The sequence below is a fragment of the Comamonas sp. CAH-2 genome (assembly GCF_009668305.1).
In the GTDB taxonomy this organism is placed as follows: Bacteria; Pseudomonadota; Gammaproteobacteria; order Burkholderiales; family Burkholderiaceae_C; genus Comamonas; species Comamonas aquatica.
This window is the reverse complement of record NZ_VSWF01000004.1, coordinates 44,640-71,287: the sequence shown is the minus strand read 5'-3', so window position 1 is coordinate 71,287 and position 26,648 is coordinate 44,640. Positions and strand designations below refer to the sequence as shown.

The window sequence follows — 26,648 nt, the reverse complement described above, 5'->3', positions numbered from 1 at the left end:
AGGAAACCATCGTTTGGGTGGTGAAAAACGATGTTGCACATGTTTCTGTTTGTGATTTGTAGGAGAGCGCGCACACCCGGCGCCGCGAGGGGCGGGCAGGGGCATGGCATCATCGATCCATGACTGCCTGGATCGACACTCATTGCCACCTGGATGCTGCGGAATTCAGCCCAGACCGCGCCGAGGTGCGTGCCGTGGCCCGGCAGGCCGGCGTGGCGCACCTGGTGATTCCCGCCGTGCAGCGCACCCACTGGGCGGAGGTGGTGGCCCTGGCCCACCACCACGGCGACAGCTATGCCCTGGGCATCCACCCCCTGTACACCCCCCAGGCGCAGGAGGGCGATATTGCCGCCTTGCGCCACCGGCTGGCGCAGCACCGGGACGACCCGCACCTGGTGGCGGTGGGGGAGATCGGTCTGGACTTCTTTGTGCCCGGCCTGGAGGCGGCGCGCCAGATCTGGTTCTACGAGCAGCAGGTGCAGCTGGCGCGCGAGTTCGGCCTGCCCGTGATCCTGCATGTGCGCAAGAGCAGCGACCGCCTGCTCAAGACCTTGCGGGCCACACCGGTGGTGGGGGGCATTGCCCATGCCTTCAATGGCAGCGCGCAGCAGGCCCAGGCCTTCATTGACCTGGGCTTCAAGCTGGGCTTCGGCGGTGCCGTGACCTATGAGCGTGCGCTGAAGCTGCGCGAGTTGGCGGCCCGCCTACCGCTGGACAGCTTGGTGCTGGAAACCGACGCCCCCGACATTCCCCCGCACTGGCTCTACACCACGGCCGAGCAGCGCGCCGCTGGCCAGCCTCAGGGGCGCAACACCAGTGCCGAGCTGCCGCGCATCGCGGCCGAGGTGGCGCGGCTGCGCAGCCTGCCGCTGCCGGCACTGGCCCAGGCCACGGGCCGCAACGCCCGTGCGGCGCTGCGTGGCCTGCCGGCCTGGCCGGTGGCTGCCACGGACTGAGAATCTGCATGTTTTATGCCTTCAGCCCTCGCCAATTCTGCGCAGCCAGCTATGTTTTCTAATCCTGTGCAGGGCACACCGCCATGCATTTGGCCGCACAATCGGGCGCCATGTCCGTGATGCCTTGCTCTCCCAACGACCGCCTGCAGGGGCTGGCCCCCGTGGCCGACGGCCGCACGCGACTGGTGATCCTGGGCAGCTTTCCCGGTGTGGCCTCGCTGCAGGCGCAGCAGTACTACGCCCACCCGCAGAACAAGTTCTGGCCCCTCCTGGCTGCGCTGTGGCCCACCGTGCCTCAGCCCGGGCGGGACGCCTATGGCGCGCGCTGCGAATGGCTGCTGGCGCGGGGCCTGGGGCTGTGGGATGTGTACGACAGTTGTGAGCGCCGCGGCAGCCTGGACAGCGCCATTCGCGTGCCGCAGGTCAACGACTTTGCGGCCCTGCGCGCCGTGTGCCCGCAGTTGCAGGCCGTGGCGCACAACGGCGGCGAGAGCTACAAGCACGCCCGCCAGCTTGCCGGCCTGGGGCTGCAGGTGTACCAGTTGCCCTCGACCAGCCCGGCGAACGCCGCGTGGAGCTTCGAGCGCAAGCTGGCCGCGTGGCGCGCGGTGATGCAGGCGGCGGGCCTTTTACAGAAAGACGATTGAACCGTGGCAGCACGCAAGAAGAACTCCAGCACATCGGGCGACGACGGCCTGCCCCAGGTCAGCGTCTCGGACGATGGCGTGGCCCGCTACCTGCATCTGGGTACGCCCTGGGTGCAGGGCTCGATGAAGCTCAAGGAGCCGTTCGAGATCGACCTGGAATACGTGCAGCGCATGATGGCCTGGCTGCTGTTCGTCGACCCCGACAGCGTGGCCGAGCGCCGCGCTGTGCAGTTGGGCCTGGGCGCGGCCGCGCTGACCAAGTTCCACTACAAGAAGCTCAAGATGCGCACCGCCGCGATCGAGATCAATCCGCTGGTGGTCAACATCTGCCGCAGCTGGTTCAAGCTGCCGCCGGACAACGACATGCTGGAGGTGGTGCTGGGCGATGCCTCGCTGGAGATCCTCCAGCCGCGCTGGCAAGGCGCGGTCGATGCCCTGCAGGTGGACCTGTACGACCACAACGCGGCCGCACCGGTGCTGGACAGCGTGGAGTTCTATGCCGACTGCCGCGCCATGCTCACCCCCGAGGGCAGCATGACGGTGAACCTGTTCGGTCGGGCCTCCAGCTACCAGCGCAGCCTGGACAAGATCACCGAGGCCTTCGGCGCAGGCCATGTCTGGGCCTTCCGACCGACGCGCGAGGGCAACACCATCGTGCTGGCGCAGCGCGTGGCCACACCGCTGGCGCGCGAGGAGCTGCAGGCCCGGGCCGAGGCCGTGCAGGCGCGCTGGGGCCTGCCGGCGACCAAGTGGCTCAAGGTGTTCAAGCGCATCGAGCCAGCGGCGGATCTGTCCGCAGACTAAGGCCGGCGAAAGACCTACACTGGTCGCTTTCTTTTTGTTTCTACGGTGTCCGATATGTCTGTTTCCGCCATCTCCAGCAGCCCGGGAGCTGCCACCAGTGCATCCAATGTGTCCAGCCAGATCGCCAAGTTGCAGGGCAAGCTCAAGGAGCTGACCCAGAAGCTCAAGGACACGGCCAACTCCGACATGGAGGCCAAGCTGAAGGTGCAGACCGCGAAGATGCTGCAGGCCCAGATCCAGGCCATCCAGGCGCAGATCCAGGCTTTGCAGCAACAGCAGGCGCAGCAAAAGTCGGCGGGTAAGGCCAGTTCCCCGCAGGTTGCCGAGGGCACCGAGGAACGCCCCAACTACAGCCCACTGGGCGTCCAGGTCGATACCTACGCCTGAGTGGACCGGCCCCAGAGTGGGCCAAGGCGGCACAATGTCCGTTGACGACCGACTTCCTGGCACGCCATGAACGCATCCCTAGCCCCTTCCGCCTCTTCCTTGTCCTTGCGCGCCGTGGACGGCCCCCACAGCGGCTGTGCCCTGGAGTGGCGGCTGGTGCTGCAGTGGCTGCGCGAGGATGGCGTGATCGACGCTGCCGAGGCCGAGCGCGTGCATGCGCGCTGCGCCACGGCCGAGAGCAGTCAGCACCCCCTGATCCGCCTGGCCAGCGTGGGCGTCACGCGGGCCAGCGACGGGGTGCCGCTGGACCTGGAGAGCCTGACGGCCTTTGTCGCGGCCAGCACTGGCATGGGCTACCAGCGCATCGATCCGCTGAAGGTGGATGTGGGGCGCGTGGGCGAGGCCATGAGCGCGCCCTATGCGCAGCGGCACAAGGTGTTGCCGGTGCAGGTTGGACACAGCGAGATCGTGATCGCCACGGCCGAGCCCTTTGTGCAGCACTGGGTGGCCGAGGTGGAGCGCCAGACCCGCAAGAACGTGCGCCGTGTGATGGCCAATCCGGCGGACATCCAGCGCTACACGGCGGAGTTCTTTGCCCTGGCCAACTCGGTGCGTTCGGCGCAGCGCAGCGGCGGGGCGTCGGCCGCGGCCAGCTTCGAGCAACTGGTGGAGCTGGGGCGCAGCAACAAGCAGCTCGATGCCAACGACACCGGGGTGATCCGCGTGGTGGACTGGCTGTGGCAGTACGCCTTCGACCAGCGCGCCAGCGACATCCACCTGGAGCCCCGGCGCGAGCAGGGCGTGATCCGTTTTCGCATCGACGGGGTGCTGCACTCCGTCTACCGCATGCCCATGGGCGTGCTCAATGCCATGCTGGCCCGCGTCAAGCTGCTGGGGCGCATGGACGTGGTCGAGAAGCGCCGGCCGCAGGACGGTCGCATCAAGACCCGCAATCCGCGTGGCGAAGAGGTGGAAATGCGCCTGTCCACCTTGCCGACGGCCTTCGGCGAGAAGATGGTGATGCGCATCTTCGACCCGGATAACACCGTCAAGCAGCTCGATCAGCTGGGCTTCACGCCCCACGATGCTGCGCGCTGGGAGTCGCTGGTGCAACGGCCCCACGGCATCATCCTGGTCACCGGTCCCACGGGATCGGGCAAGACCACCACGCTGTACTCCACGCTCAAGCGCGTGGCGACCGAGGAGGTCAACGTCAGCACGGTGGAAGACCCGATCGAAATGATCGAGCCGGCCTTCAACCAGACCCAGGTGCAGCCGCAGCTGGATTTCGGCTTCACCGAAGGGCTGCGGGCGCTGATGCGCCAGGACCCGGACATCATCATGGTCGGCGAGATCCGGGACACGGCCACCGCCGAGATGGCGGTGCAGGCCGCGCTCACCGGGCACCTGGTGTTCTCGACCCTGCACACCAACGACGCCCCCAGCGCCGTGAGCCGCCTGATGGAGTTGGGCGTGCCGCCCTACCTGCTCAACGCCACCTTGCTGGGGGTGCTGGCACAGCGCCTGGTGCGTGTGCTGTGCCCGCAGTGCAAGGAACCCGACACGCAGACCACGCGCGAGATGGTCGCCGAGATGATGAGCCCCTGGAAGCTCACGGGCGGTTTCCAGCCCTACCAGCCGGTGGGCTGCGAAGCCTGCCGCATGACGGGCTTCAAAGGCCGCATGGGCCTGTACGAACTGCTGCTCAGCAGCGAAGCCCTGCACCAGCACATGAACCACAGTCCATCCATGGATGTGCTGCGGCGCCAGGCCGTGCAGGATGGCATGCGCCCGCTGCGTTTGTCGGGCGCCCTGCGCGTGGCTGAAGGGGTGACCACGCTGGCCGAGGTGATGGCGGCCACGCCCCCCCTGCGCTAGGGGTGGGTCCAGGCCGGCTGCCCGACCTTGCGGAACGTGCCCGGAGGGGCTGTGGAATAGGGGTAAACGCGTAGAAAAGTGCTTGATTCTGCAGGCAAAAAAACGCGTGCTGTAGGTGGAATCCACATGAATTCACCTTCACTTTCCTTACAGAATCCACCGGTCGTAAATCCTCTCATGGGAGACGTTTCGTGAAAATCAAGAGTCACAAAGACTTTTTCGCCGGGCTGATGTATTTGGTGGTCGGTGGTGCCTTCGCCATCGGTGCGACCGATTACAACATCGGCACCGGTGCCCGCATGGGCCCTGGCTACTTTCCGCTGATTCTGGGCGTGATGCTGTCCCTGATCGGCCTGGTCATCGCGTTCAAGGCCACGCTGTCTGGCCCTGGCGACGGAGACCCGGTGGGCAAGTGGGCCTGGCGCCAAGTCTTCTTCATCCTGGCCGCCAACTTTGCCTTCGGCATTTTGCTGGTGGGCGTGCCTGCCCTGGGCATCCCCGGCTTCGGTCTGATCGTGGCGATCTACGCCCTGGTCCTGATCGCCAGCTATGCCCGCAAGGAAGCCAACTTCAAGGAATGCTTGATCTTGGCAACGGTGCTGGCCGTGGGCAGCTACGCGGTGTTCGTCTGGGCACTGAGCCTGCAGTTCCCCGTGTGGCCTTCCTTCATCGTTGGTTAATTGCCAGCAGGAGATTTGAATCGTGGAATTGATTGAACACCTGTCATTGGGCTTCAGCGTTGCCTTCACAGCGCAGAACCTGATCTACTGCCTGATCGGCTGTATCTTGGGTACGCTGATCGGCATCTTGCCCGGCCTGGGCCCCGTCGCAACGATCGCGATGCTGCTGCCCGCAACCTATTCGCTGCCTCCCGTGGCTGCGCTGATCATGCTGGCCGGTATTTATTATGGTGCACAGTATGGCGGCTCGACCACTGCGATCCTGGTGAACCTGCCGGGTGAATCCTCGTCCGTGGTGACGATGATCGACGGCTACCAGATGGCCCGCAAGGGCCGTGCCGGTCCGGCGCTGGCGGCTGCGGGCATCGGCTCGTTCTTCGCCGGTTGCGTGGGCACCATCATCCTGGCTGCCTTTGCCCCCCCACTGACCGAAGTGGCCTTCATGTTTGGCCCTGCCGAGTACTTCTCGCTGATGGTGCTGGGCCTGATCGGCGCCGTGGTGCTGGCTTCGGGTTCGCTGCTGAAGGCTGTGGGCATGATCGTGCTGGGCCTGCTGCTGGGCATGGTCGGTACCGACGTGAACTCCGGTGTGGCGCGTTACAGCTTCGACATCCCCGAAATGACCGACGGCATCGACTTCGTCGTGATCGCCATGGGTGTGTTCGGTTATGGCGAAATCATTGCCAATCTGTCCAAGCCTGAAGACGAACGTGAAATCTTTACGGCCAAGGTCAAGGGTCTGATGCCCACCAAGCAAGACCTGAAGCTGATGTTCCCTGCCATGGTGCGCGGTACGGTCCTGGGTTCGGCCCTGGGCATCCTGCCCGGCGGTGGCGCCATGCTGTCGGCCTTCGCTTCGTACACCATCGAAAAGAAGACCAAGCTGCGTCCTGGCGAAGTGCCCTTCGGCCAAGGCAACATCCGTGGCGTGACGGCACCTGAGTCGGCCAACAACGCCGGCTCGCAGACCTCGTTCATTCCCCTGCTGACCCTGGGTATTCCCCCCAACGCCGTGATGGCGCTGATGGTGGGTGCGATGACCATTCACAACATCCAGCCTGGTCCCCAGGTGATGACCAGCAACCCCGAACTGTTCTGGGGCCTGATCGCCTCGATGTGGCTGGGTAACGCGATGCTGATCATCTTGAACCTGCCGATGATCGGCATGTGGATCAAGCTGCTGTCCGTGCCTTACCGCTGGCTGTTCCCCGCCATCGTGCTGTTCTGCGCGGTGGGCGTGTACGGCACCAAGAACTCCGAGTTCGACGTGTGGCTGGTGGGTATCTTCGGTTTCATCGGCTATGTGTTCTACAAGCTGGGCACCGAGCCTGCACCCCTGCTGCTGGGCTTCATCCTGGGCCCGATGATGGAAGAAAACCTGCGCCGCGCCCTGCTGCTGTCGCGTGGTGACTGGTCCGTGTTCGTGACCCGCCCCATCTCGGCCGTGATGCTGGCGCTGGCGGTGATCCTGCTGATCATCGTGACGCTGCCCGCGGTGAAGAACAAGCGCGAAGAAGCCTTCGTGGAAGAGTGACGCACACCCTGTGTGTGTGTCCCTTCAAAAAGCGCCCTGCGGGGCGCTTTTTTTATCCCGGATGGCCATGCCGGTATTGTTGGTCGCACTGTTTGTAAAAAATAGTTACGGAATAATCGGCGCTCCGAGGGCTCACCTGTGTGAAAACCAGGGTCGCAAAGCTACGGGCCTGCCGCGCAGTCGCTGCGCAACGGTCGCCGGGCTGCAAACACTCCGATGGATGGGCGCGCCCATCCCGCACCGCATGGTTGCCAACAGCTGCAAGGGCTGTCTGGCGCGGTGAGCGCTTGGTTCCACGCTGCAAGGTCCCCATGTGGGCGGACCGCCGGAACAAGAGAAGCCAAAACTATGAATTTGAACAACGTGCGTGTGGCCCCCAAGCTGTGGGCCACCATCCTGGGTTTGCTGGTCGTGATGATGCTGTCCAACCTGTGGGTGCGCAGCAATACCGAGCAGGCCCTGGAACAGGCACGCGAAGACGTGCAGCAGATCGAGCGCAAGATTGCGCTGGCCCAGCACATGCGCGGCGCGGCCATGACCGGGCTGGAGCTGGGCATCGCGCAGTTCGCCACCAACGAGAACCGCTTGCAGATCGAGCTGGAAAAGCGCTTCGAGCAACGGCGGGTGGCCGCCACCGAAGCCTTGCAAGCCATGGAGGCCGCCCTGCACGACGAGGCCGACCGGGCGCAATTTGCGCGCGTCCTGCAGGCGCGCGACGCGGTGCAGACCCGGCGTGCCGAGACCGAGCAGAACCTGGACCTGGACGACTACAACGCCCGTGCCAATTTCGCCTTCGGGGACTATGCCGCCATGGGCGTGAAGTACTCGCAGGCGTTCGATGAGTTCGTGCAGTACCAGATTGACCAGCTGGACGTGGTCACGCAGCGTGCCGAGGCCCGCCGCCAGCGCAGCGTCATGGTCGGCTGGGGCGTGGCAGGCCTGTTGTTGCTGGTCGCGGTGGTGATGGCGCGCTGGCTGGTGGTGAACATCACCCGCCCGCTGCAGCAGGCCGTGCAACTGACCGCCACCATCGGTGGCGGGGACCTGAACGTGGCGGCCAAGACCGATCGGTGCGACGAGTTCGGCCACCTGATGAATGCCCTGGACGCGATGGCCGAGCGCCTGCGCCAGGTGGTGTCCGAAGTGCGCAGCGGTGTGGGCGAGGTGTCCGACGCCGCGGCGGAAATCGCCAAGGGCAATGCAGACCTGTCGACCCGCACCGAGCAGACGGCGGCCAACCTGGAGCAGACCGCCGCCAGCATCGAGCAGCTGACGGCCACGGTGCACCAGTCGGCCGACACCTCGCGCCAGGCCAACCAGCTGGCGGCCACGGCGGTGCAGGCCGCCGAGCGCGGCGGTGCGGTGGTGCAGCAGGTGGTGCACAGCATGGACCAGATCCATGCCTCCAGCCGCAAGATCGGCGACATCATCGGCGTCATCGATGGCATCGCCTTCCAGACCAACATCCTGGCGCTGAATGCCGCCGTCGAAGCCGCGCGGGCCGGCGAGCAGGGCCGCGGCTTTGCCGTGGTGGCTGGCGAGGTGCGCACCCTGGCGCAGCGCAGCGCCGAGGCGGCCAAGGAAATCAAGGGCCTGATCGAAGCCAGCGTCGGCACGGTGGCAGTGGGGGCGGACCAGGTGGGACAGGCCGGCCAGAGCATGCAGGAGATCGTGGCCAGCGTGCGCCGCGTGACGGATCTGATCGGCGAGATCACGGCCGCTGCGAACGAACAGCGTGACGGCTTTGGCCAGGTCAACCAGGCGGTCAGCAACCTGGACCAGATGACCCAGCAGAACGCCGCCCTGGTGGAAGAGTCCAGCGCCGCGGCCAAGGCGATGCACGAGCAGGCCCAGCGGTTGATGCAGACCATGGCGGTCTTCCAGGTCGGGGCTTCGACCGCGGCGGGGCAGGCCATGACTGCACCTCCGCCCACGTCCACGCCGGCGCCCCAGGTGGTCGCGCGTGCGCCCGTGGCGCCCGCACCCACCGTTCGTGCGCCGGCCGCACCCAAGGCCGTGGCGGCACCGCGCGCGGTGGCGTCGGCCAAGCCGGCCGCCAGCCCGGACGACGACTGGGAAACCTTCTGACGCTGCAGCCCCGTGCGCGGCCTGCAGGGCGCCCCGCGATGCGGGGCTACTTGGTTTGCGCCGCCGCACGCCTGGGGAAAGCCCCACAATAAGCGCTTGTTTGCTGCTGCCCTGCACCGTTTCATGCCTGTTCTGCCCCAGCCTTCCCAACACCCCTTGCGTGCCTTGCTGCACAACGAAGTGCATGCCCGCCCGGCGGAGCCGGTGCAAGGCCCCGCTGCGATTGCGCACCTGGTGATGCTGACCGACCCCGCCCAGCGCGAGGCCAGCCGTGCCCACCTGGCGACCCTGATGCACAACCACCACCGCACCGGGCCGGATGCCGATTGCACCCACCTGCGCATGGATTTCGGCGCGTTCCGCCTGCGCTGGGAGCTGCACACCGAGTTCGTCACCTGGACCTTCATGGTGCCCATGCCGACCGAGGCGGTGCTGAATGCCCGCAGCCCCCAGACAGCGATGGAAGAGGTGCCCCAGCAGTGGCTCAAGGACCTGCCGGGCCAGTGCCTGAGCAGCGTGCACCTGTGGATCGTGAAGGACCCGCAGTGCGAGGGCCAGGGCATCAAGCACCTGGTGCAGCAGATGCTCAATGACGACACCCTGGCCGGTGCCACGGTGCACCTGGGCCACACCGAGGTGTGCACGGACTTTGCCATCCATGCCGATGGCTACTCGCGCATCCTGGTCAAGCCTTCGGACAGCGTCAGCGCCCGCCGCCTGGGGCGGCTGGTGCAGCGCGTGCTGGAGATCGAGACCTACCGCATGGCGGCGCTGCTGGGCCTGCCCGCCGCGCGCAAGGCGGCGGTGGTGCTGGGCACGGTGGAAAAGGAACTGGCCGATCTGGCCAAGGCCATCCGCGAGGCGCAGCGCGACGAGGAGCCCCTGCTGCTGGACCGGCTGACGCGCCTGGCCGGCGAGGTGGAGAGCGAATACGCCGCCACGCACTCGCGCTTTTCGGCCAGCAAGGCCTATTTTGAACTGGTGGACCGCCGCATCCACGACCTGCAGGAAGAGCGCCTGTCGGGCCTGCTGACCATCCGTGAATTCATGGAACGCCGCCTGTCGCCCGCGCGCAGCACCTGCGAGTGGGCCTCGCGCCGCCAGAACGCGCTGTCCGAACGCGTCTCGCGCGTCAGCAACCTGCTGCGCACGCGCGTGGAGATCGAGCAGCAGCAAAGCAACCAGCTGGTGCTGGAGGCCATGAACCACCGCCAGGGCATGCAGCTGAAGCTGCAGTCCACGGTGGAGGGGCTGTCGGTCGCTGCCATCACCTACTACATCACCGGCCTGATTGCCTACCTGAGCAAGGGCGCGCAGAAGCTGGGCTGGCCGCTGTCGCCCGAGCTGACGGCCGCCGCCGCCATCCCCGTGGTGGCGCTCAGCGTGTGGTGGTCGCTGCGCCGGCTGCACCACCGCCTGTTCGGTGACAAGCATTGAAATTGCATAAAAAAGTAGCGCCTGGCGCTGCTGCGCATTGGTTTTGAAGGTTAAAAGTGTCTGAAAGTGTTGATTTGCCAGCGCATGGCGCTCAAAAAGGCGTAGCGCTGGGGCTGACGCTGGCCCTGCTGGGGGCGATTGCCTTCAGCGGCAAGGCCATCATCGTCAAGCTGGCCTACCGCTACGGTGTGGATGCCGTCACGCTGCTGATGTACCGCATGCTGTTTGCGCTGCCGGTGTTCCTGCTCATGGCCTGGTGGGCCGGGCGCGGCCAGCCGCCGCTGACGCGCAAGGACTGGCTGGGCGTGCTGGGCCTGGGCTTCTCGGGCTACTACCTGGCCAGCTACCTGGACTTTGCCGGGCTGGCCTACATCACGGCGGCGCTGGAGCGGCTGATCCTGTACCTCAACCCGACGCTGGTGGTGATCTTTGGCTGGGTGGTCTACCAGCGCGGCATCACCTGGGGCCAGTGCGCGGGCATGCTGCTGAGCTACTGCGGCGTGCTGCTGGTCTTCGGCCACGAGGTTGGCGCCCAGGGCACGGATGTCGTGCTGGGCAGCCTGCTGGTGCTGGGCAGCGCCATCAGCTACGCCATCTACATGGTCTACAGCGGTGAGATGGTCAAGCGCCTGGGCGCACTGCGGCTGGTCGGGCTGGCGTCCAGCGTGGCGTGCTTCTTTTGCATCGCGCAGTTCCTGCTGACCCACCCGCTGTCGGCCATGCAGGTCGCGCCGCAGGTGCTGTGGCTGTCGCTGCTCAACTCCACGGCCTGCACCGTGGCCCCGGTGCTGATGGTGATGATGGCCATTGAGCGCATCGGCGCCGGCATGACAGCGCAGACCGGCATGATCGGCCCGCTGTCCACCATCCTGATGGGCGTGTGGCTGCTGGACGAACAGCTCAATGCCTGGATGGTGGCCGGCACCAGCCTGGTGATGGTGGGGATTTTTGTGTTCACGCGCTGGGCCAAGAAGCCCGGCATGACGAAGTAAAACGCGAAGGAGCAAACAACATGGATTTGGGCATTCAAGGTAAATGGGCCCTGGTGTGCGGGGCCAGCAAGGGCCTGGGTTTCGGCTGCGCCAAGGCCCTGGTGCAGGAAGGCGTGCACGTGGTCATCAACGCGCGCACCGACGGACCGCTGCAGGAGGCTGCTGCACAATTGAGAGCAATTGGCGCAGAGCGTGCAAAGGCCAGCGGCCAACCAGCGGCCCAAGTGCTGGCCGTGGCCTGCGACATCACCAGCGCCGAGGGGCGCGCGGCCGTGTTCAGCGTGGCCGGTGGCCCGGGCCGGGATTTCGACATCCTGGTCACGAATGCCGGTGGCCCGCCCCCTGGCGACTTCCGCGACTGGGACCGCGACGCCTGGATCAAGGCCGTGGACGCCAACATGCTGACCCCCATCGAGCTGATCAAGGCCACGGTGGACGGCATGGCCGCGCGCGGTTTTGGCCGCATCGTCAACATCACCTCCAGCGCGGTCAAGGCGCCCATCGACATCCTGGGCCTGTCCAACGGCGCGCGCAGCGGCCTGACCGGTTTTGTCGCGGGCCTGGCGCGCTCGGGCATTGCCGCCCAGGGCGTGACCATCAACAGCATCCTGCCCGGCAAGTTCGACACCGACCGCCTGGCTGCCACCCACCAGGCCGCGGCCACCAAGACCGGCAAGGACCTGGCGGCCATCCGCCAGTCGCAGGCCGCGCAGATCCCGGCCAAGCGCTTTGGTACGGCCGAGGAGTTCGGCGCCATCTGCGCCTTCCTGTGCAGCGTGCAGGCGGGCTACATGACGGGGCAGAACATCCTGCCCGACGGTGGCCTGTACCCCGGCACCTACTGAGCCGGCATCACGCCCTCCCAACAAAAAGCAGCCCGCAGGCTGCTTTTTTTGTGCGCAGGGCCGGGGTGGCCACGGGCTAGCGGCGCGAGGACACCACGATGCCGCCCACGATCAGCACGAAGGCCACGGCGTGGTAGAGCTGCGGCACCTCGCCCAGCACGGGGATGGACAGCAGGGCCGTGAACAGCGGAATCAGGTTGGCAAAAAAGCCGGCGGTGGCGGGGCCGGCGCGCTTGACCCCCTCGCCCCAGAAGCGGTAGGCCAGGATGGCCGGCCCCAGCACGATGAACAGCATGGCCGCGGCCAGCGTGGCGTTGGGCTGCAGCACGAAGCCGCCCAGGGCCACTTCACCGCCGGTCAGCACGGCCGACCAGGCGATGCCGAAGACCATCTGCGCCATCAGGAACGCCGCCCAGTGGCCGCGCACCGCCTCCTGGCCGGGCATGGTCGCGCTGCTGCGGGCCAGCAGCCAGCTGTAGAGCGACCAGACGATGGTGGCCAGCAGCATGAACCAGTCGCCGGGCACCAACTGCAGGGCCAGCAGTTGCTGGGCATCGCCGCGGCTCAGCACCACGGCCACCCCCAGCACCGACAGCACGGCCCCGGCCGCCTGGCGGCCACCGATCGTCGTGCCGAACCACAGGCGGCCGATGAGCAGCATCCAGATCGGCATGCTGGAGCTGACCAGGGTGACGTTGATCGGCGAGGAGGTCTTGAGCGCCAGGTACAGCAGGGCGTTGTAGCTGCCGATGCCCAGCATGCCCAGCAGGGCGTACTGCTTCCAGCACTGCCAGATGGCACTGTTCTTGCGTAGCACCTGGCCAGCCAGTGGCAGCAGCAGCACAAAGGCCAGGCACCAGCGCAGCAGGTTCAGGGTGAAGGGGGAGATCAGGTCATGGACCAGGCGACCAACAATGGCATTGCCCGCCCAGAACAGCGGAGCCAGCGTCAGCATGGCCACCGTGCTGAATGTCAATGGGGAACTCATCGACCAATGGTAGCGCGCATGTGTCACAAACCTGGGTCCCGGACGTGGCACGATGGGTGTCTTGCCCGCATGCATACAGATACAGGAGACAACCCCGCATGACCACCACAACCAGCAAAGCCATCCAGATCACCCACCACGGCGGCCCCGACGTGCTGCAACTGGTGCAGCGCGACGTGGGCCAGCCCGGTGCTGGCGAAATCCTGCTGCGCCACCATGCCATCGGCCTGAACTTCATCGATGTCTACCAGCGCTCCGGCCTGTACGCGCTGCCCCTGCCGCTGCAGCTGGGCATGGAAGGCGCGGGCGTGGTGGAGGCCGTGGGTGACGGGGTGACCCATCTCCAAGTCGGAGACCGCGTGGTCTACGCCAGCAACCCGCCCGGCAGCTACTGCGAGCGCCGCGTGATGCCGGCCACCCAGGTCTGCCGGCTGCCCGACAGCATCAGCTTCGAGACCGGCGCCGCCATGATGCTCAAGGGGCTGACAGCGCAGTACCTGCTCAAGCAGTGCCTGCCCGCCCAGGGCCTGCAGCCCGGCGACCATGTGCTGTTCCATGCCGCCGCCGGCGGCGTGGGCCTGATCGCCTGCCAGTGGGCCCGGGCCCTGGGCCTGCAACTGATCGCCACGGCAGGATCCGATGAAAAATGCCAGTTGGCCCTTGCCAATGGTGCGTCGCATGCTATCAATTACCGCAGCCAGGACTTTGCCGCCGAGGTGCAGTCCATCACCGGGGGCCAGGGTGTCAAGGTGGTCTACGACAGCGTTGGCAAGGACACCTGGGAAGGTTCGCTGGCCTGCCTGCGCCGCTTCGGCCTGATGGTCTCCTTCGGCAACGCCTCGGGCCCGGTGCCCCCCATCAGCCTGGCGGCGCTGGCGCCCAAGGGCCTGTACGTGACACGTCCCAGCGTGTTTGTCTACGCCCATGGCCGCGATGCCACACAGGCCATGGCGGACGACTTGTTCGAGGTGGTGGCCAGCGGTAAGGTGCAGATTCACATAGCGCAGCGTTACGCCCTCGAAGAAGTGCGCGCGGCGCACGAGGCGCTGGAAGCCCGGCAGACCACGGGGTCGACGATCCTGACCCTGTAAGGCGCCGGCGCCCTTGGTAGTTCCACGAGGAGAGATGATGAATTGGTTGGAAAAGCTCCGCGACGAGGCCCAGCGCCCGCCAGCACAACCGCGCATGCCACTGCTGTGGAACGGACAGGTCATCGGTACGGTGGCCCAGGGTTTTCTGGATACGGTCGGGGTGGACTGCCTGCTGGGCCAGCGCATCGTGATCTCCCAGAAGAAGACCCCCGGCCTGGGGGAGGTCTGGAGCGTGACCGCCCCCGACGCCAGCTTCGGCCTGAACGCGCTGGCGCACCGCCTGCGCGAGACCGGGCTCAGCGGCCCCTGGCGCGATGAGCAGATCGCCGTCTGCACGCCCCAGGGCCAGCGCGTGGCCACGGTGGAGCGCGGCGCCGTGCGCGTGCTGGGCGTGGCCACACACGCTGTGCACCTGGTGGGCCTGGCGCCCGATGGGCACATGTGGGTGCAGCAGCGCAGCGACCACAAGCCGAATCACCCCGGCAAGTGGGACACGCTGATGGGCGGCATGGTGGCGGCCACCGACACCCTGGAGCAGGCCCTGGCCCGCGAAACCCTGGAGGAAGCTGGCCTGGACGTGGCGCAGCTGCTGCACGTGCAGCACGGTGGCCAGGTGCAGCTGGCCTGCCCCAGTGACGAGGTGCCCGGCGGCGTGGCTTACATGCGCGAGCGCATCGACTGGTTCAGCGCCACGGTGCCGGCCGACCTGCAGCCCGTCAACCAGGATGGCGAGGTGCAGCAGTTCCAGTGCATCGACCGCGCCACCCTGATGGAGTGGCTGGTGCAAGGACAGTTCACGCCCGAGGCCAGCCTGGTCCTGGCGCAGTACCTGCAGCTGTGAGTCGCAGCGTGCATGGCCCACAAAAAAGCCGCTGAGACAGCGGCTTTTTTCATGGCGGCAGGGGGGCGGTTCAGTGCGGGGTGCCGACCGGCTCGCGCAGGCGGCTGGGGGCCAGGGCGCCGGTCGATTCCAGGATCGGGTAGGCGACCGAGCACAGCAGCGAGTTGATGCGCTTGAGGTCGCTGATCAGGTCGATGTGCAGCGAGCTGGTCTCGATGCTCTGCACCGTGTTTTCCGACAGGCGGTCCAGGTGGTTGGCCGAGTAGGCCAGCTCCAGATCGCGGAAGCGCGCCTTCTCCTCGAGCAGCTTCTGCGCGTCGCGCACATTGCCGTTCAGGAAGACGCTCATCGCCAGGCGCAGGTTGGCCAGCAGGTGGCCGTGCATGCGGTTGATCTCTTCCAGACCGGCCTGCGAGAACTGGCGCCCCTTCTTGATCTTCTTGTCCTCCACGTCCTGCAGCACGCGCTCGATCAGGTCGCCCACCTGCTCCATGTTGATGGTGAAGCTGATGATGTCGGTCCAGCGGCGGCCTTCGGTCTCGTCCAGCTCGGCGCGGGAGATCTTGGTCATGTAGTACTTGATGGCCGAGTACAGCTGGTCGACCTCGTCGTCCAGCTTGCGCAGGTCCTGGGCCAGCTTCTGGTCGTCGGTCTGCCAGACCTGCTGCAGGCCGATCAGCATGGACTCCACCACGTCGGCCTGGTGCAAGGCCTCGCGTGCGGCGCAGGAGATGGCCAGCGAGGGCGTGCTCAGCGCCGAGGCATCCAGGTGGTGCGGGCGCGAGGTCGAGGGTGAGGGCACCTGCACGGGCAGGATCTTCTGCACCAGCCAGGCCACCTTGCCGGTCAGCAAGATGCACACCAGCGCCACCACGGTGTTGAAGGCCAGGTGGAATAGCACCACCAGCGAACCCACATCGGGCACGACATGGCGCATGTGGTGGAACCAGGGGTTGACCAGGGGGATCATCAGCACCACGCCGATCATCTTGAACATCAGGTTGCCCAGCGGCACCTGGCGGGTCTGCACGCTGGTCTTCAGCGTGGTCAGCACCGCCAGCAGACCGCTGCCCAGGTTGGCGCCGATGACCAGGCCCAGGGCCACATCCACGGGGATGCCGCCCGAGGCGGCCAGGGTGGCCACCAGCAGCACGGTGGCCAGGCTGGAGTAGGAAATGATGGCGATCAGGGCGCCGGTCAGCACCTCCATGGTGATGTCGCTGGTCAGGGCCTCCAGCAGCGTCACCATCACCGGGCTTTGCGTGAGCACGGTGGTCGATTCGGTGATCAGGCGCAGCGCCAGCAGCATCAGCCCCAGGCCGATGAACACCCGGCCCACACGCCCCACGGTGGTGTCCTGGCGCGAGATGAACATCACCACGCCGACAAAGATGAACAGCGGCGACAGCCACGACAGGTCCAGCGAGAACACCACCGCCATCACGCTGGTGCCCACGTCGGCGCCCAGCATCACCGCCAGTGCGGCCGTCAGCGACACCATGCCCTGGCCCACGAAGGAGGACACGATCAGCGCCGTGGCCGTGCTGGACTGCACAATCGTCGTCACCCCCACCCCCGACAGCACGGCGCGCAGCCGGTTGCTGACCCCGCGGGCAATGAATTGGCGCAGATTGGCACCGAAGACGCGCAGAACGCCGGTGCGAACCAGTTGGGTGCCCCAGACCAGCAGGGCAATGGCGGCTAAAAGATTCAGTAAATGCTTCATGGGTGCTCGACAAGGGAGCTTGGGACTATACGCCGCAGTCATACAGCCGCGTGCCAGACAGGTTCAATAACGCACGGCAGGGTGCGATTTGTATACAGGGTTTAGCACTAGGCACGCAAAAAGCAGGCCACGGCCTGCTTTTTTGGGGGAGCGCCTCAGCGCGTCAGCGCAGCAGCGACAGCACCACCTGAGGCCGCTGGTTGGCCTGGGCCACCATGGCGGTGCCTGCCTGCTGCAGGATCTGGGCGCGCGACAAGGTCGCCGTTTCCTGGGCAAAGTCGGCGTCCATGATGCGGCCGCGGCTGGCGGACAGGTTCTCGCTGCTGACCTGCAAGGTCGCAATCACCGCATCCAGGCGGTTCATCTGTGCCCCGATGCGCCCGCGTGTCGTACTGACGAAGTCGATGGCATCGTCCAGCCGGCGCATGGCGGCGGTGGCGTCAATGCTGGTGCTGACGTCCAGGTCGTCCAGGCCCAGGACACCCAGGTTCATGCCACCGGTATGGACATAGAGGAAGTCGCCCGCATTCGCGCCCACCTGCAGCGCCAGGGCGGTGCCTTGCCCGCCTCCGGCGGTCGGCAGGGCCTCCCAGGTGGTGCTGAATCCCGCCATCAGGGTGGAGGCCAGGGGCAGGTCCGGCATCACGCTGGTGGCGGTCTTGGTCCCGCCCTGATCGGCATCCTGGCCGCCGATCGCTCCGGTGTCCGCATTCGCGAGGTCCAGGCCGATGTCGGCCGCAAACGTCGGTGCGGCCACGGCCGTCTGCAACTGGCTGTAGAAGTCCGCCAGATCCGCGAACGCCGCGGAGGAGTGGTTTTGCAGCGCGGCATCCAGCGTCATCCCCGCATTGTTTTGCAGGGCCTGCAGCACATCCTGGACCCCGTTGCCCCCCTGGGCCTGGATTTGCGCGTGCAGGTAGCGCACGGCCAGGTAGCCGGAGGAGTAATCGGTGCTCGTGCCGCCCCAGTTCTGCAGGTTGGCGGTGGACATGTCGGCCGTGGCCGCCGCCATCGTGTCGGCCGCGACGCGCTCGTCCGCGCCATGGATGAACTCGGCCACGCCCTCGATGAACCACAGGTTGCTGCTGTTGGAGCGCAGCTCGCCCCAGCTTTGCCCGGCCGCCATGACGGCGTGGACCATTTCGTGCGCAATGATGCGGTCGTTGTAGAACGGTGCGTTGCCACCGTCGGGCTGGTTCGCCGCGGTGAAGTCCGCGATGTCGACCTGCAGCGTGATGTTGCTGCCGGGCCCCGAAGCCGGGGTGATGGAGCTGACGCGTGCCGCCGTGTTGCCCACGCCATCGGTGAAGGTGGTCAGCTCGATCTTGATGTTGGCCCCGCCGGCGTCGATCCCGTACAGGTCTTTGACCAACTTCTCGGCCTGCGCCAGCCAACGGTCCTGCAGACCGTCCATGGTGATGGCGATGTCCGGGTTCAGCACGCCCACGGCCCGGTCGCGGCCCTGGTCGAACACCTGCAGGCCATTGAAGCGGGTGGTGGCGCCGACCCGGTCAATTTCCCGTTTCAGCTGCTGCACTTCCGCTTGCAGGGCCCGGCGGTCGGCCTCGCTGTTGGTGCCGTTGGCCGACTGCACGGCCAGCTCGCGCATGCGCTGCAGGCTGTCGGTGATCTTGCTGCTGGCGCCTTCGGCGGTCTGCAGCAGCGAAATGCCATCGTTGGGATTGCGCGCCGCCTGATGCATGCCGCGAATCTGGCTGTGCATGCGCTCGGCAATCGCCAGGCCGGCGGCATCGTCCTTGGCACTGTTGATGCGCAGTCCGCTGGACAGCCGCTGCATGGCGGTGGAAAGGCTCGCCCCGCTCAAGCCCAGGTGCCGCTGGGCGCCGAGCGAGGCGAGGTTGGTGTGGATACTGACGCTCATTCACGAAAGCCCGGCACCTGTCCGGGCGCATTACACAAGGTTCCAGTGCAGCACGCGGCTGCACGCATCGGCAGTACGTCCACCCCGTGGGCGGCATAGGCCTGGATCTGTATCGAAAGGCGGCGGTTTGTATCAAGGCTGATACACCGGGTTTTTTGTAACAGCGTGTCCCGGCCAGTTGCCCGGGCGGCGGGCACAAAAAAGCCCGCTGCATGAGCGGGCTGGGTCCGGGGCGGGGGGCGCTCAAGCGGAGCGGCGGGCGCGGCGGCTGCGCAGGACTTCGTCCAGCACCAGGCAGGCGGCGCCGGTGCAGATGGCGATGTCGGCCACGTTGAAGGCCGGGTAGTGCCAGCCGCCCCAGTGGAAGTCCAGGAAGTCGACCACATAGCCGTGCATCAGGCGGTCGACCACGTTGCCGATGGCGCCGCCCAGGATGCTGGCGATGGCAAAGCAGAAGAACTTCTGCTCCGGGTGCTTGCGCAGCTGCCAGACGATGAGCAGCGTGGCGATCACGCCGATGCCCACGAACAGCCAGCGCTGCCAGCCGCCATGCTCGGCCAGGAAGGAGAAGGCCGCGCCGGTGTTGTGCGCGCGCACGATGTTGAAGAAGCCGGTGATGGGCGTCCAGTCACCGTAGGCGTAGAAGCTCAGGATCCACTGCTTGGTGAACTGGTCGATGCCGATCAGCAGGGCGGCCCACAGCAGCCAGGGCCAGTACGCCGGCTTGCGGGTGGCGCCGTGGGGGAGGGAGGCCGAGGAGCTCATGGCATGCCTTTGAACGAGGTGCTTGAAAATCAATAGCTGCTAGCGTACGTGTTTCATTGGTTTCACAAAGAAAGTCTTGTGAAATCAAGTGAAAACCAGCGCGAGGCGCTCTCATTATTCATGAGAGCGCCTCGCGCCTCAGGCCTTGCTGCGCGCTTCGCCTGCGCCGTGCAGGTTGCTGTCGCAGCGGCCGCAGAGGGTGGGGTGCTCGGGGTTCACGCCCACGTCGTCGCGGTAGTGCCAGCAGCGCTCGCACTTGGCGTGTTCGCTGGCCTTGACGCTGGTGGCCAGTGCCTCACCGGCGACCGCCTGTGCGGCGGAGGTGATGAAGACAAACTTCAGGTCATCGCCCAGCGATTGCAGCAGGGCCAGGTCTTCGGGCTCGGCCGTCAGCGTGACTTCGGCCTGCAGCGAGGCGCCGACGGCGCCGGTGGTGCGCACGTCCTCGATGTCCTTGTTCACCACGTCGCGGATCTCGCGCAGGCGTTGCCACTTGGCCAGCAGGGCTTCGTCGCCGGCCGGCAGGTCGGTGAACTTCTCCAGGAAGATGGATTCGCTGTGGCCCACGATTTTCCAGGCTTCTTCGGCTGTGAAGGACAGGAAGGGCGCCATCCAGCGCAGCAGCGCGTGCGTGATCTGGTGCAGCGCGGTCTGGGCCGAGCGGCGGGCCAGGCTCTTGGGCGCGCTGGTGTACAGGCGGTCCTTGAGCACGTCCAGGTAGAAGCCGCCCAGGTCTTCGGAGCAGAACAGCTGGATCTTGGCGACCACGGGGTGGAACTCGTAGACCTTGTAGTGCGCCAGGATGTCCTGCTGCAGCTCGGCCGCACGCGCCAGCGCGTACTGGTCGATCTCCAGCAGGTCCTGGTAGGCGACGCTGTCGGTCGCGGCATCGAAGTCGCTGGTGTTGGCCAGCAGGAAGCGCAGCGTGTTGCGGATGCGGCGGTAGGCGTCCACCACGCGGGCCAGGATCTTGTCGTCGATGCCCAGGTCGCCCGAGTAGTCGGTCGAGGCCACCCACAGGCGGATGATTTCCGCGCCCATCTTGCTGGACACGTCCTGCGGTGCCACGGTGTTGCCCAGCGACTTGGACATCTTCTTGCCCTGGCCGTCCACGGTGAAACCGTGGGTCAGCAGGCCGCGGTAGGGCGCGCGGCCAAAGATGGCCGAGGCCAGCAGCAGCGAGCTGTGGAACCAGCCGCGGTGCTGGTCGTGGCCTTCCAGGTACAGGTCGGCCTCGGGGCCGTGGTCGTGGTGGTGCTCGGGGTGGGTGCCGCGCAGCACGTGCCAGAAGGTACTGCCGGAGTCGAACCACACTTCCAGGATGTCGGTGCTCTTGGTGTAGTGCTGGGCCTCTTCGGCGCCCAGGATGTCTTCCGCGGTCACGCGGCTCCAGGCCTCGATGCCGCCTTGCTCCACCATGGCCGCGGCCTGGTCGATGATCTCCATGGTGCGCGGGTGCAGCGCGCCCGTGTCCACATGCAGGAAGAAGGGGATGGGCACGCCCCACGAACGCTGGCGCGAGATGCACCAGTCGGGACGGCCGGCGATCATGGCACGCAGGCGGTCCTGGCCGTTCTCGGGGTAGAAGCTGGTTTCCTCAATGGCTTCCAGCGCGATCTGGCGCAGCGTCTTCTCGGGCTTCTGGGCGGGGTCGGTGAACACGCCTTCGCCTTCGTCCATGCGGATGAACCACTGGGCGGCCGCACGGTAGATGACGGGCGTCTTGTGGCGCCAGCAGTGCGGGTAGCTGTGGGTCAGGCTGGTGGTGTCCATCAGGCGGCCTGCGACCTTCAGCGCGTCAAGGATGACGGGCACGGCCTTCCAGATGTGCTGGCCGCCGAACAGCGGCAGATCGGCCGCGTACACGCCGTTGCCAGTCACGGGGTTCAGGATGTCCTTGTAGTCCATGCCGTTGGACACGCAGCTGTTGAAGTCGTCCACGCCATAGGCCGGGGCCGAGTGCACGATACCGGTGCCGTCGTCGGCGGTGGCGTAGTCGGCCAGGTACACGGGCGAGATGCGGTCAAAGCCCTTGTCCACGTGCGCCAGCGGGTGCTTGAAGGGCATGTGGTCCAGCGCTTGGCCCTTGGCGGTGGCGACCACGCTGCCGGCGATCTTCCAGCGCTCCAGGCACTTGGCGACCAGGGCGGAGGCGACGATCAGCAGGCCGCGCTCGGTGTCCACCAGGCTGTATTCCAGCTCGGGGTTGACGTTCAGCGCCTGGTTGGCGGGGATGGTCCAGGCGGTGGTGGTCCAGATCACCACAAACGCTTCTTTGTTCAGCGCAGGCAGGCCAAAGGCCGCCGCCAGCTTGGCCGGATCGGCCGCGGGGAACATCACGTCCAGCGTCTGCGACTGCTTGTCGGCGTATTCGATCTCGAACTCGGCCAGCGAGGAGGCGCAGTCAAAGCACCAGTACACGGGCTTGAGGCCGCGGTAGACAAAACCCCGCTCCATCACCTGCTTCAAGGCGCGCAGCTCGGCGGCCTCGTTGGCGTAGTTCATGGTCTTGTAGGGGTGGTCCCAGTCGCCCAGCACGCCCAGGCGCTTGAAGTCCTCCATCTGCTGCGCGATCTGCTCGGTGGCGAAGGCGCGGCTCTTGGCCTGCATCTCGTCGCGTGGCAGGTTGCGGCCGTGCAGCTTTTCGATGGCGTTCTCGATGGGCAGGCCGTGGCAGTCCCAGCCGGGCGCGTACAGCGCGTCATAGCCTTCCAGCTGGCGGCTCTTGACGATCATGTCCTTGAGCACCTTGTTCACGGCGTGGCCGATGTGGATCTTGCCGTTGGCGTAGGGCGGGCCATCGTGCAGGATGAACTTGGGCGCGCCCGCGCGGGCCACGCGCAGCTTCTTGTACACGCCTTGCTCGTCCCATTCCTTGGCCCAGGCGGGCTCGCGCTTGGGCAGGTCGCCGCGCATCGGGAAGGGGGTGTCGGGCATGTTCAGCGTGGCGCGGTAGGCGGACGCTTCGGGCTTGTGGGCTTTGGAATCAGACATGGGGGAACCTTGAGGGCGTGCCAGGCTGGCTGCAGCCGGGCGAAAAAAGCAGGGGAAGAGCGCCGGGCGCGATGCCGGCGCCCGAGCTGACGAGAGCGAGCGTCAAATTCGGTCGCGCGTGGTCTGGCGACGGGTTTCGGTATACGTGGCGAAGAACGCGCGCGCGTCATCGCAGTCCTGGGCGATGCCTGCGGTCAGGGCGGCCAGACTGTCGTATTTGAGCTCGTCGTGCAGTTTGTGCAAAAGTTCCACGCGGATGATTTTACCGTAGGCCCCTTCGCCACCCAGGGCGGCAGGCCAATCCAGGCAGTGCGTCTCCAGCAGCACGCGGCCGCCGTTGACGTCGTTGGGGTCCAGCGAGGGGCGGATGCCCAGGTTGGCTACGCCGCGCAGCGGCTGCGCATCCAGGCCATGCACCAGCACGGCAAAGATGCCGCTGGCGGCCGGTTTCCAGTGGTTGAAGCGCAGGTTCAGCGTGCGAAAGCCATCGCTGGCACCGGGCGCCGACTCGGCCAGTTGCCGCCCCAGCTTGCGGCCGTGCACCACATGGCCGGAGATGGTGTAGGGGTGGCCCAGCATCTGCGCAGCGGCGGCCATGTCGCCGGCCGCCAGGGCGGCGCGCACCGTGGTGCTGGACACGCGTTCGCCATGCACCTCATAGCTGTTCATGCGCGCCACGTCAAAGCCCTGTCGCTGTCCGGCCGCATCCAGCATGGCGTAGTCGCCGGCGCGCTGGGCGCCGAAGCGGAAGTCGTCGCCCACCAGGATGTACTGCGCCCCCAGGCCTTGCACCAGCACGTCCTGGATGAAGGCCTCGGGCGACTGGCTGGCCAGGGTCGCGTTGAAGGGCAGTACGACCACCTGGTCGACGCCGCACAGCTTGAGCTGCGAGAGCTTGTCGCGCAGCGTGCCCACGCGCGCCGGGGCCAGCTCGGGTTTCTTGAATTTCTCGGCGAAGAAGTCGCGCGGGTGAGGTTCGAACGTCAGCACGCAGGTGGGGATGCCGCGTTGCGCGGCCTCGGCCGACAGCAGGGCCAGCATGGCCTGGTGGCCGCGGTGCACCCCGTCAAAATTGCCAATCGTGACGGCACATTCTGGCGCCAGTCCAGGGTGCTTGAATCCTCGGAAAATTTTCATCTGTCGCTTTGTTTTTTATAGCTGACACGGCCTGCAGCCCCGCGTGGTTGGTGGCTGTTTGTCACCGAAAGCAAGTATATTGCGCTTCAGAAGGACGGCGAAGTTGGCCCGACTGTGGGCGACGGCGGGCGTTCGCAGTGGTCTGCAAGGAGGCTGAACGTGAGAGTCTTGATGCTGTCCGCCCATGGCTTGCCACAGTCATGGCTCACGCTGGAAGAGGCGGTGCTGTACTACGCCGCCGACGATGTGCGCTGGACCCTGGGACAGCCGGTGGCGCTGTTCCGTGGCGGCCACAACGCCGTCACGGGCCTGCAGTCGGTGATCGAAGTGCACAGCATCATCGGCACCCGCGGGGTGCCGCGCATCAATCCGCACGCACTCACCCCGGGACTCACCAATACCAAGCTGTTCGCCCGCGACCGCAATGTCTGCGCCTACTGCGGCAAGCTGTACGACGCCGCGCACCTGACGCGCGAACACATCGTGCCGGTGTGCCAGCAGGGCCGGGACCACTGGATGAATCTGGTCACGGCGTGTAAATCCTGCAACCACCGCAAGGGCCCGCGCACGCCCGAGCAGGCGCGCATGCCGCTGCTGTATGCCCCCTACGTGCCCAGCATCTGGGAGGACTTCATCCTGCGCAACCGGCGCATCCTGGCCGACCAGATGGAATTCCTGCGCATGCACGTGCCCAAGTCCTCGCGGCTGGCGCAGGGCGATGACCATGTGTCCGAGTTTGAAAACTGCAGCCCAGCCTGAAAATCGGCCTTGGCTTATGGTGAAATCCAGGGTTTTCCCTGAATCTGGTTTGCCATGATCGTTCGCGAGCGCCCCACCGGGCTGTCCCTGTTCCTCACCTTGCGGGGGTCGGTGCTGCAGCGCATCCGCTGGAAACTGTGTCTGAACATCCTGCTGGCGGTGTTGGTCACCCTGGCCCATGGCTACCTGTTCGACATCAAGATCACGGTCACGCCCATCCCCTTCACCCTGATTGGTCTGCCGCTGGCCATCTTTCTGGGCTTTCGCAACAACACCGCTTACGACCGCTACTGGGAAGGCCGCAAGCTCTGGGGCGATCTGAACATCCGCGCCCGCACCCTGGCGCGCCAATGCCTGAGCCTGATCGACAGCCCACAGGTGCTGGACCCACGCAACCGCGATGGCGATGTGCGTGTGCGCATGGTGCACCGGGCGATTGCCCATGCCCACGCCCTGCGCGAGCAACTGCGCGACCATGTGGACGACCGCTCGGTGGAGCGCTGGCTGACCACCGCCGACTGGGAGAAGGTGCGCGGGCTGCCGCTGGCCCACCGCGGCGATGCCATCGTCCAGGCCAATGCCCACGATCTGGCGCAGTGCATCCGTGCCGGGCAGATTGACCCCTGCATGGCCACCAAGCTGGACGAGACCCTGACCCAGATGACCTTCGCCGCCGCCTCGTGCGAGCGCCTGCGGCACACGCCCATGCCGTTTTCCTACTCCTTGCTGGTGCACCGCACGGCGCACCTGTACTGTTTCCTGCTGCCCTTCGGCCTGGTGGATGTGACAGGTTTCATGACGCCGTTTGTGGTCACCATCGTGGCCTACACCTTCTTCGGCCTGGACGCCCTGGGGGACGAGCTGGAAGAGCCCTTTGGTACCGACAACAACGACCTGCCGCTGGACGCCCTGTGCCGCGGGATGGAGATGAACCTGCTGCAGTTGCTGGGCGACACCGACATCCCAGCGCCCATCCTGCCGGTGGACTACCGGCTGACCTGAGTCAGCGCCGGCGCCACACGCCACACGCCCAGCCCACAAAAAAAGCCCCGCACTGCGGGGCTGTTTGATTCGGGGGTGCCGCGCACTCAGTGGTCGACCACACCGGCGGTGGCCTGCATGCGCGCCGCCACCTCGCCCAGGTGGTGCAGGCTGTCGCCGTAGGTCATCTCCAGCTGGGTCAGCTTCTTGAACTGGTGGCTGACGATGTACTCGTCGGTCACGCCGATGCCGCCGTGCAGCTGCACCGCCTGCTGGCCGACGCCGCGCATGGACTGGCCCAGCTGCACCCGGGCACGGGCGATGGCGCGGCGGCGCTGCTCGGCGGGCTGGTCCAGCTGAAGGCTGGCGTAGTAGCTCATGGAGCGGGCCAGCTCCAACTGCATCTTCATGTCGGCCAGGCGGTGGCGCAGCGCCTGGAAGCTGGCAATCGCCACGCCGAACTGCTTGCGCTGGTTCAGGTAGTCGGCGGTGATGGCCAGCACCTGGTCCATCACGCCCACGGCCTCGGCGCAGACCGCGGCGCTGCCCGTGTCCACGGCCAGCTCCAGCGCGGCCAGGCCTTCGGTGGTGACCAGGGTGGCGGGGCTGCGCTCGGCCTCCAGCTCGGCGGCCCGGCTGCCGTCCTGGGTGAGGTAGCCCCGGGTGCGGGCACCGGGGGCCGCGCGCTCCAGCAGGAACAGGGCGATCTGGCCGTCCAGCACCGCAGGCACCAGGAAGGCGTCGGCCTGGTCGCCTGCGGGGACTATGCTTTTGTGAGCTGTCAGCGCATATCCATCGGGCGTTAGCGCCGCTTTGGATTCACATTTGTCCAGGTGGTAGCGGGCGCGGCGTTCCTGGTGGGCCAGGACCACCAGGGCTTCGCCCGCGGCCACGCGCGGCAGCCATTCGGCCTGCATCGCAGCGGGGGCGTACTGGGCCAGGACCTTGGCGGTGATGAAGCTCTGGGCCAGGGGCTCCAGCACCATGCCGCGGCCCATTTCCTCCATCACCACCATGGCGTCCACGGCGCCCAGGCCCAGGCCACCGTGGGCCTCGGGCACGTTGAGGGCGGTCAGGCCCAGCTCGGCCAGGGCGTCCCAGGCCTCGCGGCGAAAGCCGCCGGCGGCCACGGCGGCGCGCCGGTGCTCGAAGGTGTAGGCCTTGTCCACCCAGCGGCGGGCGGCATCGCGCAGTTGCTGCTGGTCGTCAGAAAAATCGAAATCCATACCTGTCTCC

General features: G+C 66.5%; 22 protein-coding genes and 1 riboswitch. Of the genes, 15 read left to right on the top strand and 7 right to left on the bottom strand.

The window, feature by feature from the left end:
• The first annotated feature begins 119 nt into the window (after nt 1-119).
• The 11 genes from FYM52_RS04500 (at nt 120) to FYM52_RS04450 (ending at nt 12,248) form a co-directional block, all read left to right on the top strand.
• Entirely contained in the window at nt 120-956 is an 837-nt protein-coding gene (locus tag FYM52_RS04500; RefSeq protein ID WP_154163238.1) for a TatD family hydrolase, read from the top strand.
• A gap of 83 nt (nt 957-1,039) precedes the next feature.
• Nucleotides 1,040-1,603, top strand: a complete 564-nt coding sequence (locus FYM52_RS04495) for a DNA-deoxyinosine glycosylase (RefSeq protein ID WP_238826119.1) — start codon at nt 1,040-1,042, stop codon at nt 1,601-1,603.
• Between the two features lie 3 nt (nt 1,604-1,606).
• A complete protein-coding gene (locus tag FYM52_RS04490) occupies nt 1,607-2,407 on the top strand; it encodes a spermidine synthase (protein ID WP_042411698.1) in 801 nt (266 codons plus the stop codon).
• Nucleotides 2,408-2,461: 54 nt separating this feature from the next.
• The gene (locus FYM52_RS04485) at nt 2,462-2,794 is read left to right on the top strand and encodes a FlxA-like family protein (RefSeq protein ID WP_042411694.1); all 333 of its coding nucleotides are present in this window, start codon (nt 2,462-2,464) and stop codon (nt 2,792-2,794) included.
• 66 nt (nt 2,795-2,860) lie between these two features.
• Nucleotides 2,861-4,672, top strand: coding sequence for a GspE/PulE family protein (locus FYM52_RS04480; RefSeq protein ID WP_154163237.1), 1,812 nt, complete (start codon nt 2,861-2,863; stop codon nt 4,670-4,672).
• A gap of 191 nt (nt 4,673-4,863) precedes the next feature.
• Complete coding sequence (locus tag FYM52_RS04475; RefSeq protein WP_042411623.1) at nt 4,864-5,352, top strand: tripartite tricarboxylate transporter TctB family protein; 489 nt, start codon at nt 4,864-4,866, stop codon at nt 5,350-5,352.
• 22 nt (nt 5,353-5,374) lie between these two features.
• Nucleotides 5,375-6,886 (top strand): tripartite tricarboxylate transporter permease, encoded by a 1,512-nt coding sequence (locus FYM52_RS04470; protein WP_045267405.1) that lies wholly within the window; start codon nt 5,375-5,377, stop codon nt 6,884-6,886.
• 119 nt (nt 6,887-7,005) lie between these two features.
• Nucleotides 7,006-7,096: riboswitch (cyclic di-GMP riboswitch) on the top strand.
• Between the two features lie 138 nt (nt 7,097-7,234).
• The gene (locus FYM52_RS19095) at nt 7,235-8,974 is read left to right on the top strand and encodes a methyl-accepting chemotaxis protein (RefSeq protein ID WP_154163236.1); all 1,740 of its coding nucleotides are present in this window, start codon (nt 7,235-7,237) and stop codon (nt 8,972-8,974) included.
• Nucleotides 8,975-9,097: 123 nt separating this feature from the next.
• Complete coding sequence (locus FYM52_RS04460) at nt 9,098-10,411, top strand: DUF3422 family protein (protein ID WP_043380225.1); 1,314 nt, start codon at nt 9,098-9,100, stop codon at nt 10,409-10,411.
• Between the two features lie 56 nt (nt 10,412-10,467).
• On the top strand, nt 10,468-11,403 hold the full coding sequence (locus FYM52_RS04455) for a DMT family transporter (protein WP_162524650.1): 936 nt from the start codon (nt 10,468-10,470) through the stop codon (nt 11,401-11,403).
• A 20-nt stretch (nt 11,404-11,423) separates the two neighbouring features.
• The gene (locus FYM52_RS04450; protein WP_154163235.1) at nt 11,424-12,248 is read left to right on the top strand and encodes an SDR family oxidoreductase; all 825 of its coding nucleotides are present in this window, start codon (nt 11,424-11,426) and stop codon (nt 12,246-12,248) included.
• 76 nt (nt 12,249-12,324) lie between these two features.
• Here FYM52_RS04450 and FYM52_RS04445 read toward each other — a convergent pair whose 3' ends face one another.
• The gene (locus FYM52_RS04445; RefSeq protein ID WP_154163234.1) at nt 12,325-13,236 is read right to left on the bottom strand and encodes a DMT family transporter; all 912 of its coding nucleotides are present in this window, start codon (nt 13,234-13,236) and stop codon (nt 12,325-12,327) included.
• A gap of 98 nt (nt 13,237-13,334) precedes the next feature.
• On the opposite strand from FYM52_RS04445, the gene FYM52_RS04440 reads away from it, so the two are divergent.
• Nucleotides 13,335-14,327 (top strand): quinone oxidoreductase, encoded by a 993-nt coding sequence (locus FYM52_RS04440; protein WP_154163233.1) that lies wholly within the window; start codon nt 13,335-13,337, stop codon nt 14,325-14,327.
• A 37-nt stretch (nt 14,328-14,364) separates the two neighbouring features.
• Nucleotides 14,365-15,168, top strand: a complete 804-nt coding sequence (locus tag FYM52_RS04435) for an NUDIX domain-containing protein (RefSeq protein WP_238826118.1) — start codon at nt 14,365-14,367, stop codon at nt 15,166-15,168.
• 70 nt (nt 15,169-15,238) lie between these two features.
• Here FYM52_RS04435 and FYM52_RS04430 read toward each other — a convergent pair whose 3' ends face one another.
• The 5 genes from FYM52_RS04430 to FYM52_RS04410 form a co-directional block, all read right to left on the bottom strand.
• A complete protein-coding gene (locus FYM52_RS04430; RefSeq protein WP_042411598.1) occupies nt 15,239-16,894 on the bottom strand; it encodes a Na/Pi cotransporter family protein in 1,656 nt (551 codons plus the stop codon).
• 163 nt (nt 16,895-17,057) lie between these two features.
• Nucleotides 17,058-18,776 carry a flagellinolysin gene (locus FYM52_RS04425; RefSeq protein ID WP_154163231.1) on the bottom strand — a complete coding sequence of 573 codons (1,719 nt, stop codon included), beginning with the start codon at nt 18,774-18,776 and terminating at the stop codon, nt 17,058-17,060.
• 243 nt (nt 18,777-19,019) lie between these two features.
• On the bottom strand, nt 19,020-19,541 hold the full coding sequence (gene lspA / locus FYM52_RS04420; RefSeq protein WP_045267399.1) for a signal peptidase II: 522 nt from the start codon (nt 19,539-19,541) through the stop codon (nt 19,020-19,022).
• 138 nt (nt 19,542-19,679) lie between these two features.
• Nucleotides 19,680-22,535: an isoleucine--tRNA ligase gene (gene ileS / locus FYM52_RS04415; RefSeq protein ID WP_154163230.1), complete on the bottom strand. Its 2,856-nt coding sequence runs from the start codon at nt 22,533-22,535 to the stop codon at nt 19,680-19,682.
• 102 nt (nt 22,536-22,637) lie between these two features.
• Entirely contained in the window at nt 22,638-23,672 is a 1,035-nt protein-coding gene (locus FYM52_RS04410; protein WP_154163229.1) for a bifunctional riboflavin kinase/FAD synthetase, read from the bottom strand.
• Nucleotides 23,673-23,831: 159 nt separating this feature from the next.
• On the opposite strand from FYM52_RS04410, the gene FYM52_RS04405 reads away from it, so the two are divergent.
• Nucleotides 23,832-24,431 (top strand): HNH endonuclease, encoded by a 600-nt coding sequence (locus tag FYM52_RS04405; protein WP_045267396.1) that lies wholly within the window; start codon nt 23,832-23,834, stop codon nt 24,429-24,431.
• A gap of 54 nt (nt 24,432-24,485) precedes the next feature.
• The gene (locus tag FYM52_RS04400) at nt 24,486-25,433 is read left to right on the top strand and encodes a bestrophin family protein (protein WP_045267395.1); all 948 of its coding nucleotides are present in this window, start codon (nt 24,486-24,488) and stop codon (nt 25,431-25,433) included.
• A gap of 86 nt (nt 25,434-25,519) precedes the next feature.
• Here FYM52_RS04400 and FYM52_RS04395 read toward each other — a convergent pair whose 3' ends face one another.
• Nucleotides 25,520-26,638, bottom strand: coding sequence for an acyl-CoA dehydrogenase family protein (locus tag FYM52_RS04395; RefSeq protein WP_154163228.1), 1,119 nt, complete (start codon nt 26,636-26,638; stop codon nt 25,520-25,522).
• Between the last annotated feature and the right edge of the window lie 10 nt (nt 26,639-26,648).

Coding starts and splice junctions, on each gene's coding strand:
- FYM52_RS04450 (WP_154163235.1), top strand. CDS start 11,424: ATGGATTTGGGCATTCAAGGTAAATGGGCCCTGGTGTGCGGGGCCAGC.
- ileS (WP_154163230.1), bottom strand. CDS start 22,535: ATGTCTGATTCCAAAGCCCACAAGCCCGAAGCGTCCGCCTACCGCGCC.
- FYM52_RS19095 (WP_154163236.1), top strand. CDS start 7,235: ATGAATTTGAACAACGTGCGTGTGGCCCCCAAGCTGTGGGCCACCATC.
- FYM52_RS04485 (WP_042411694.1), top strand. CDS start 2,462: ATGTCTGTTTCCGCCATCTCCAGCAGCCCGGGAGCTGCCACCAGTGCA.
- lspA (WP_045267399.1), bottom strand. CDS start 19,541: ATGAGCTCCTCGGCCTCCCTCCCCCACGGCGCCACCCGCAAGCCGGCG.
- FYM52_RS04410 (WP_154163229.1), bottom strand. CDS start 23,672: ATGAAAATTTTCCGAGGATTCAAGCACCCTGGACTGGCGCCAGAATGT.
- FYM52_RS04460 (WP_043380225.1), top strand. CDS start 9,098: ATGCCTGTTCTGCCCCAGCCTTCCCAACACCCCTTGCGTGCCTTGCTG.
- FYM52_RS04495 (WP_238826119.1), top strand. CDS start 1,040: ATGCATTTGGCCGCACAATCGGGCGCCATGTCCGTGATGCCTTGCTCT.
- FYM52_RS04395 (WP_154163228.1), bottom strand. CDS start 26,638: ATGGATTTCGATTTTTCTGACGACCAGCAGCAACTGCGCGATGCCGCC.
- FYM52_RS04430 (WP_042411598.1), bottom strand. CDS start 16,894: ATGAAGCATTTACTGAATCTTTTAGCCGCCATTGCCCTGCTGGTCTGG.
- FYM52_RS04500 (WP_154163238.1), top strand. CDS start 120: ATGACTGCCTGGATCGACACTCATTGCCACCTGGATGCTGCGGAATTC.
- FYM52_RS04400 (WP_045267395.1), top strand. CDS start 24,486: ATGATCGTTCGCGAGCGCCCCACCGGGCTGTCCCTGTTCCTCACCTTG.
- FYM52_RS04435 (WP_238826118.1), top strand. CDS start 14,365: ATGAATTGGTTGGAAAAGCTCCGCGACGAGGCCCAGCGCCCGCCAGCA.
- FYM52_RS04445 (WP_154163234.1), bottom strand. CDS start 13,236: ATGAGTTCCCCATTGACATTCAGCACGGTGGCCATGCTGACGCTGGCT.
- FYM52_RS04480 (WP_154163237.1), top strand. CDS start 2,861: ATGAACGCATCCCTAGCCCCTTCCGCCTCTTCCTTGTCCTTGCGCGCC.
- FYM52_RS04425 (WP_154163231.1), bottom strand. CDS start 18,776: ATGAGCGTCAGTATCCACACCAACCTCGCCTCGCTCGGCGCCCAGCGG.
- FYM52_RS04440 (WP_154163233.1), top strand. CDS start 13,335: ATGACCACCACAACCAGCAAAGCCATCCAGATCACCCACCACGGCGGC.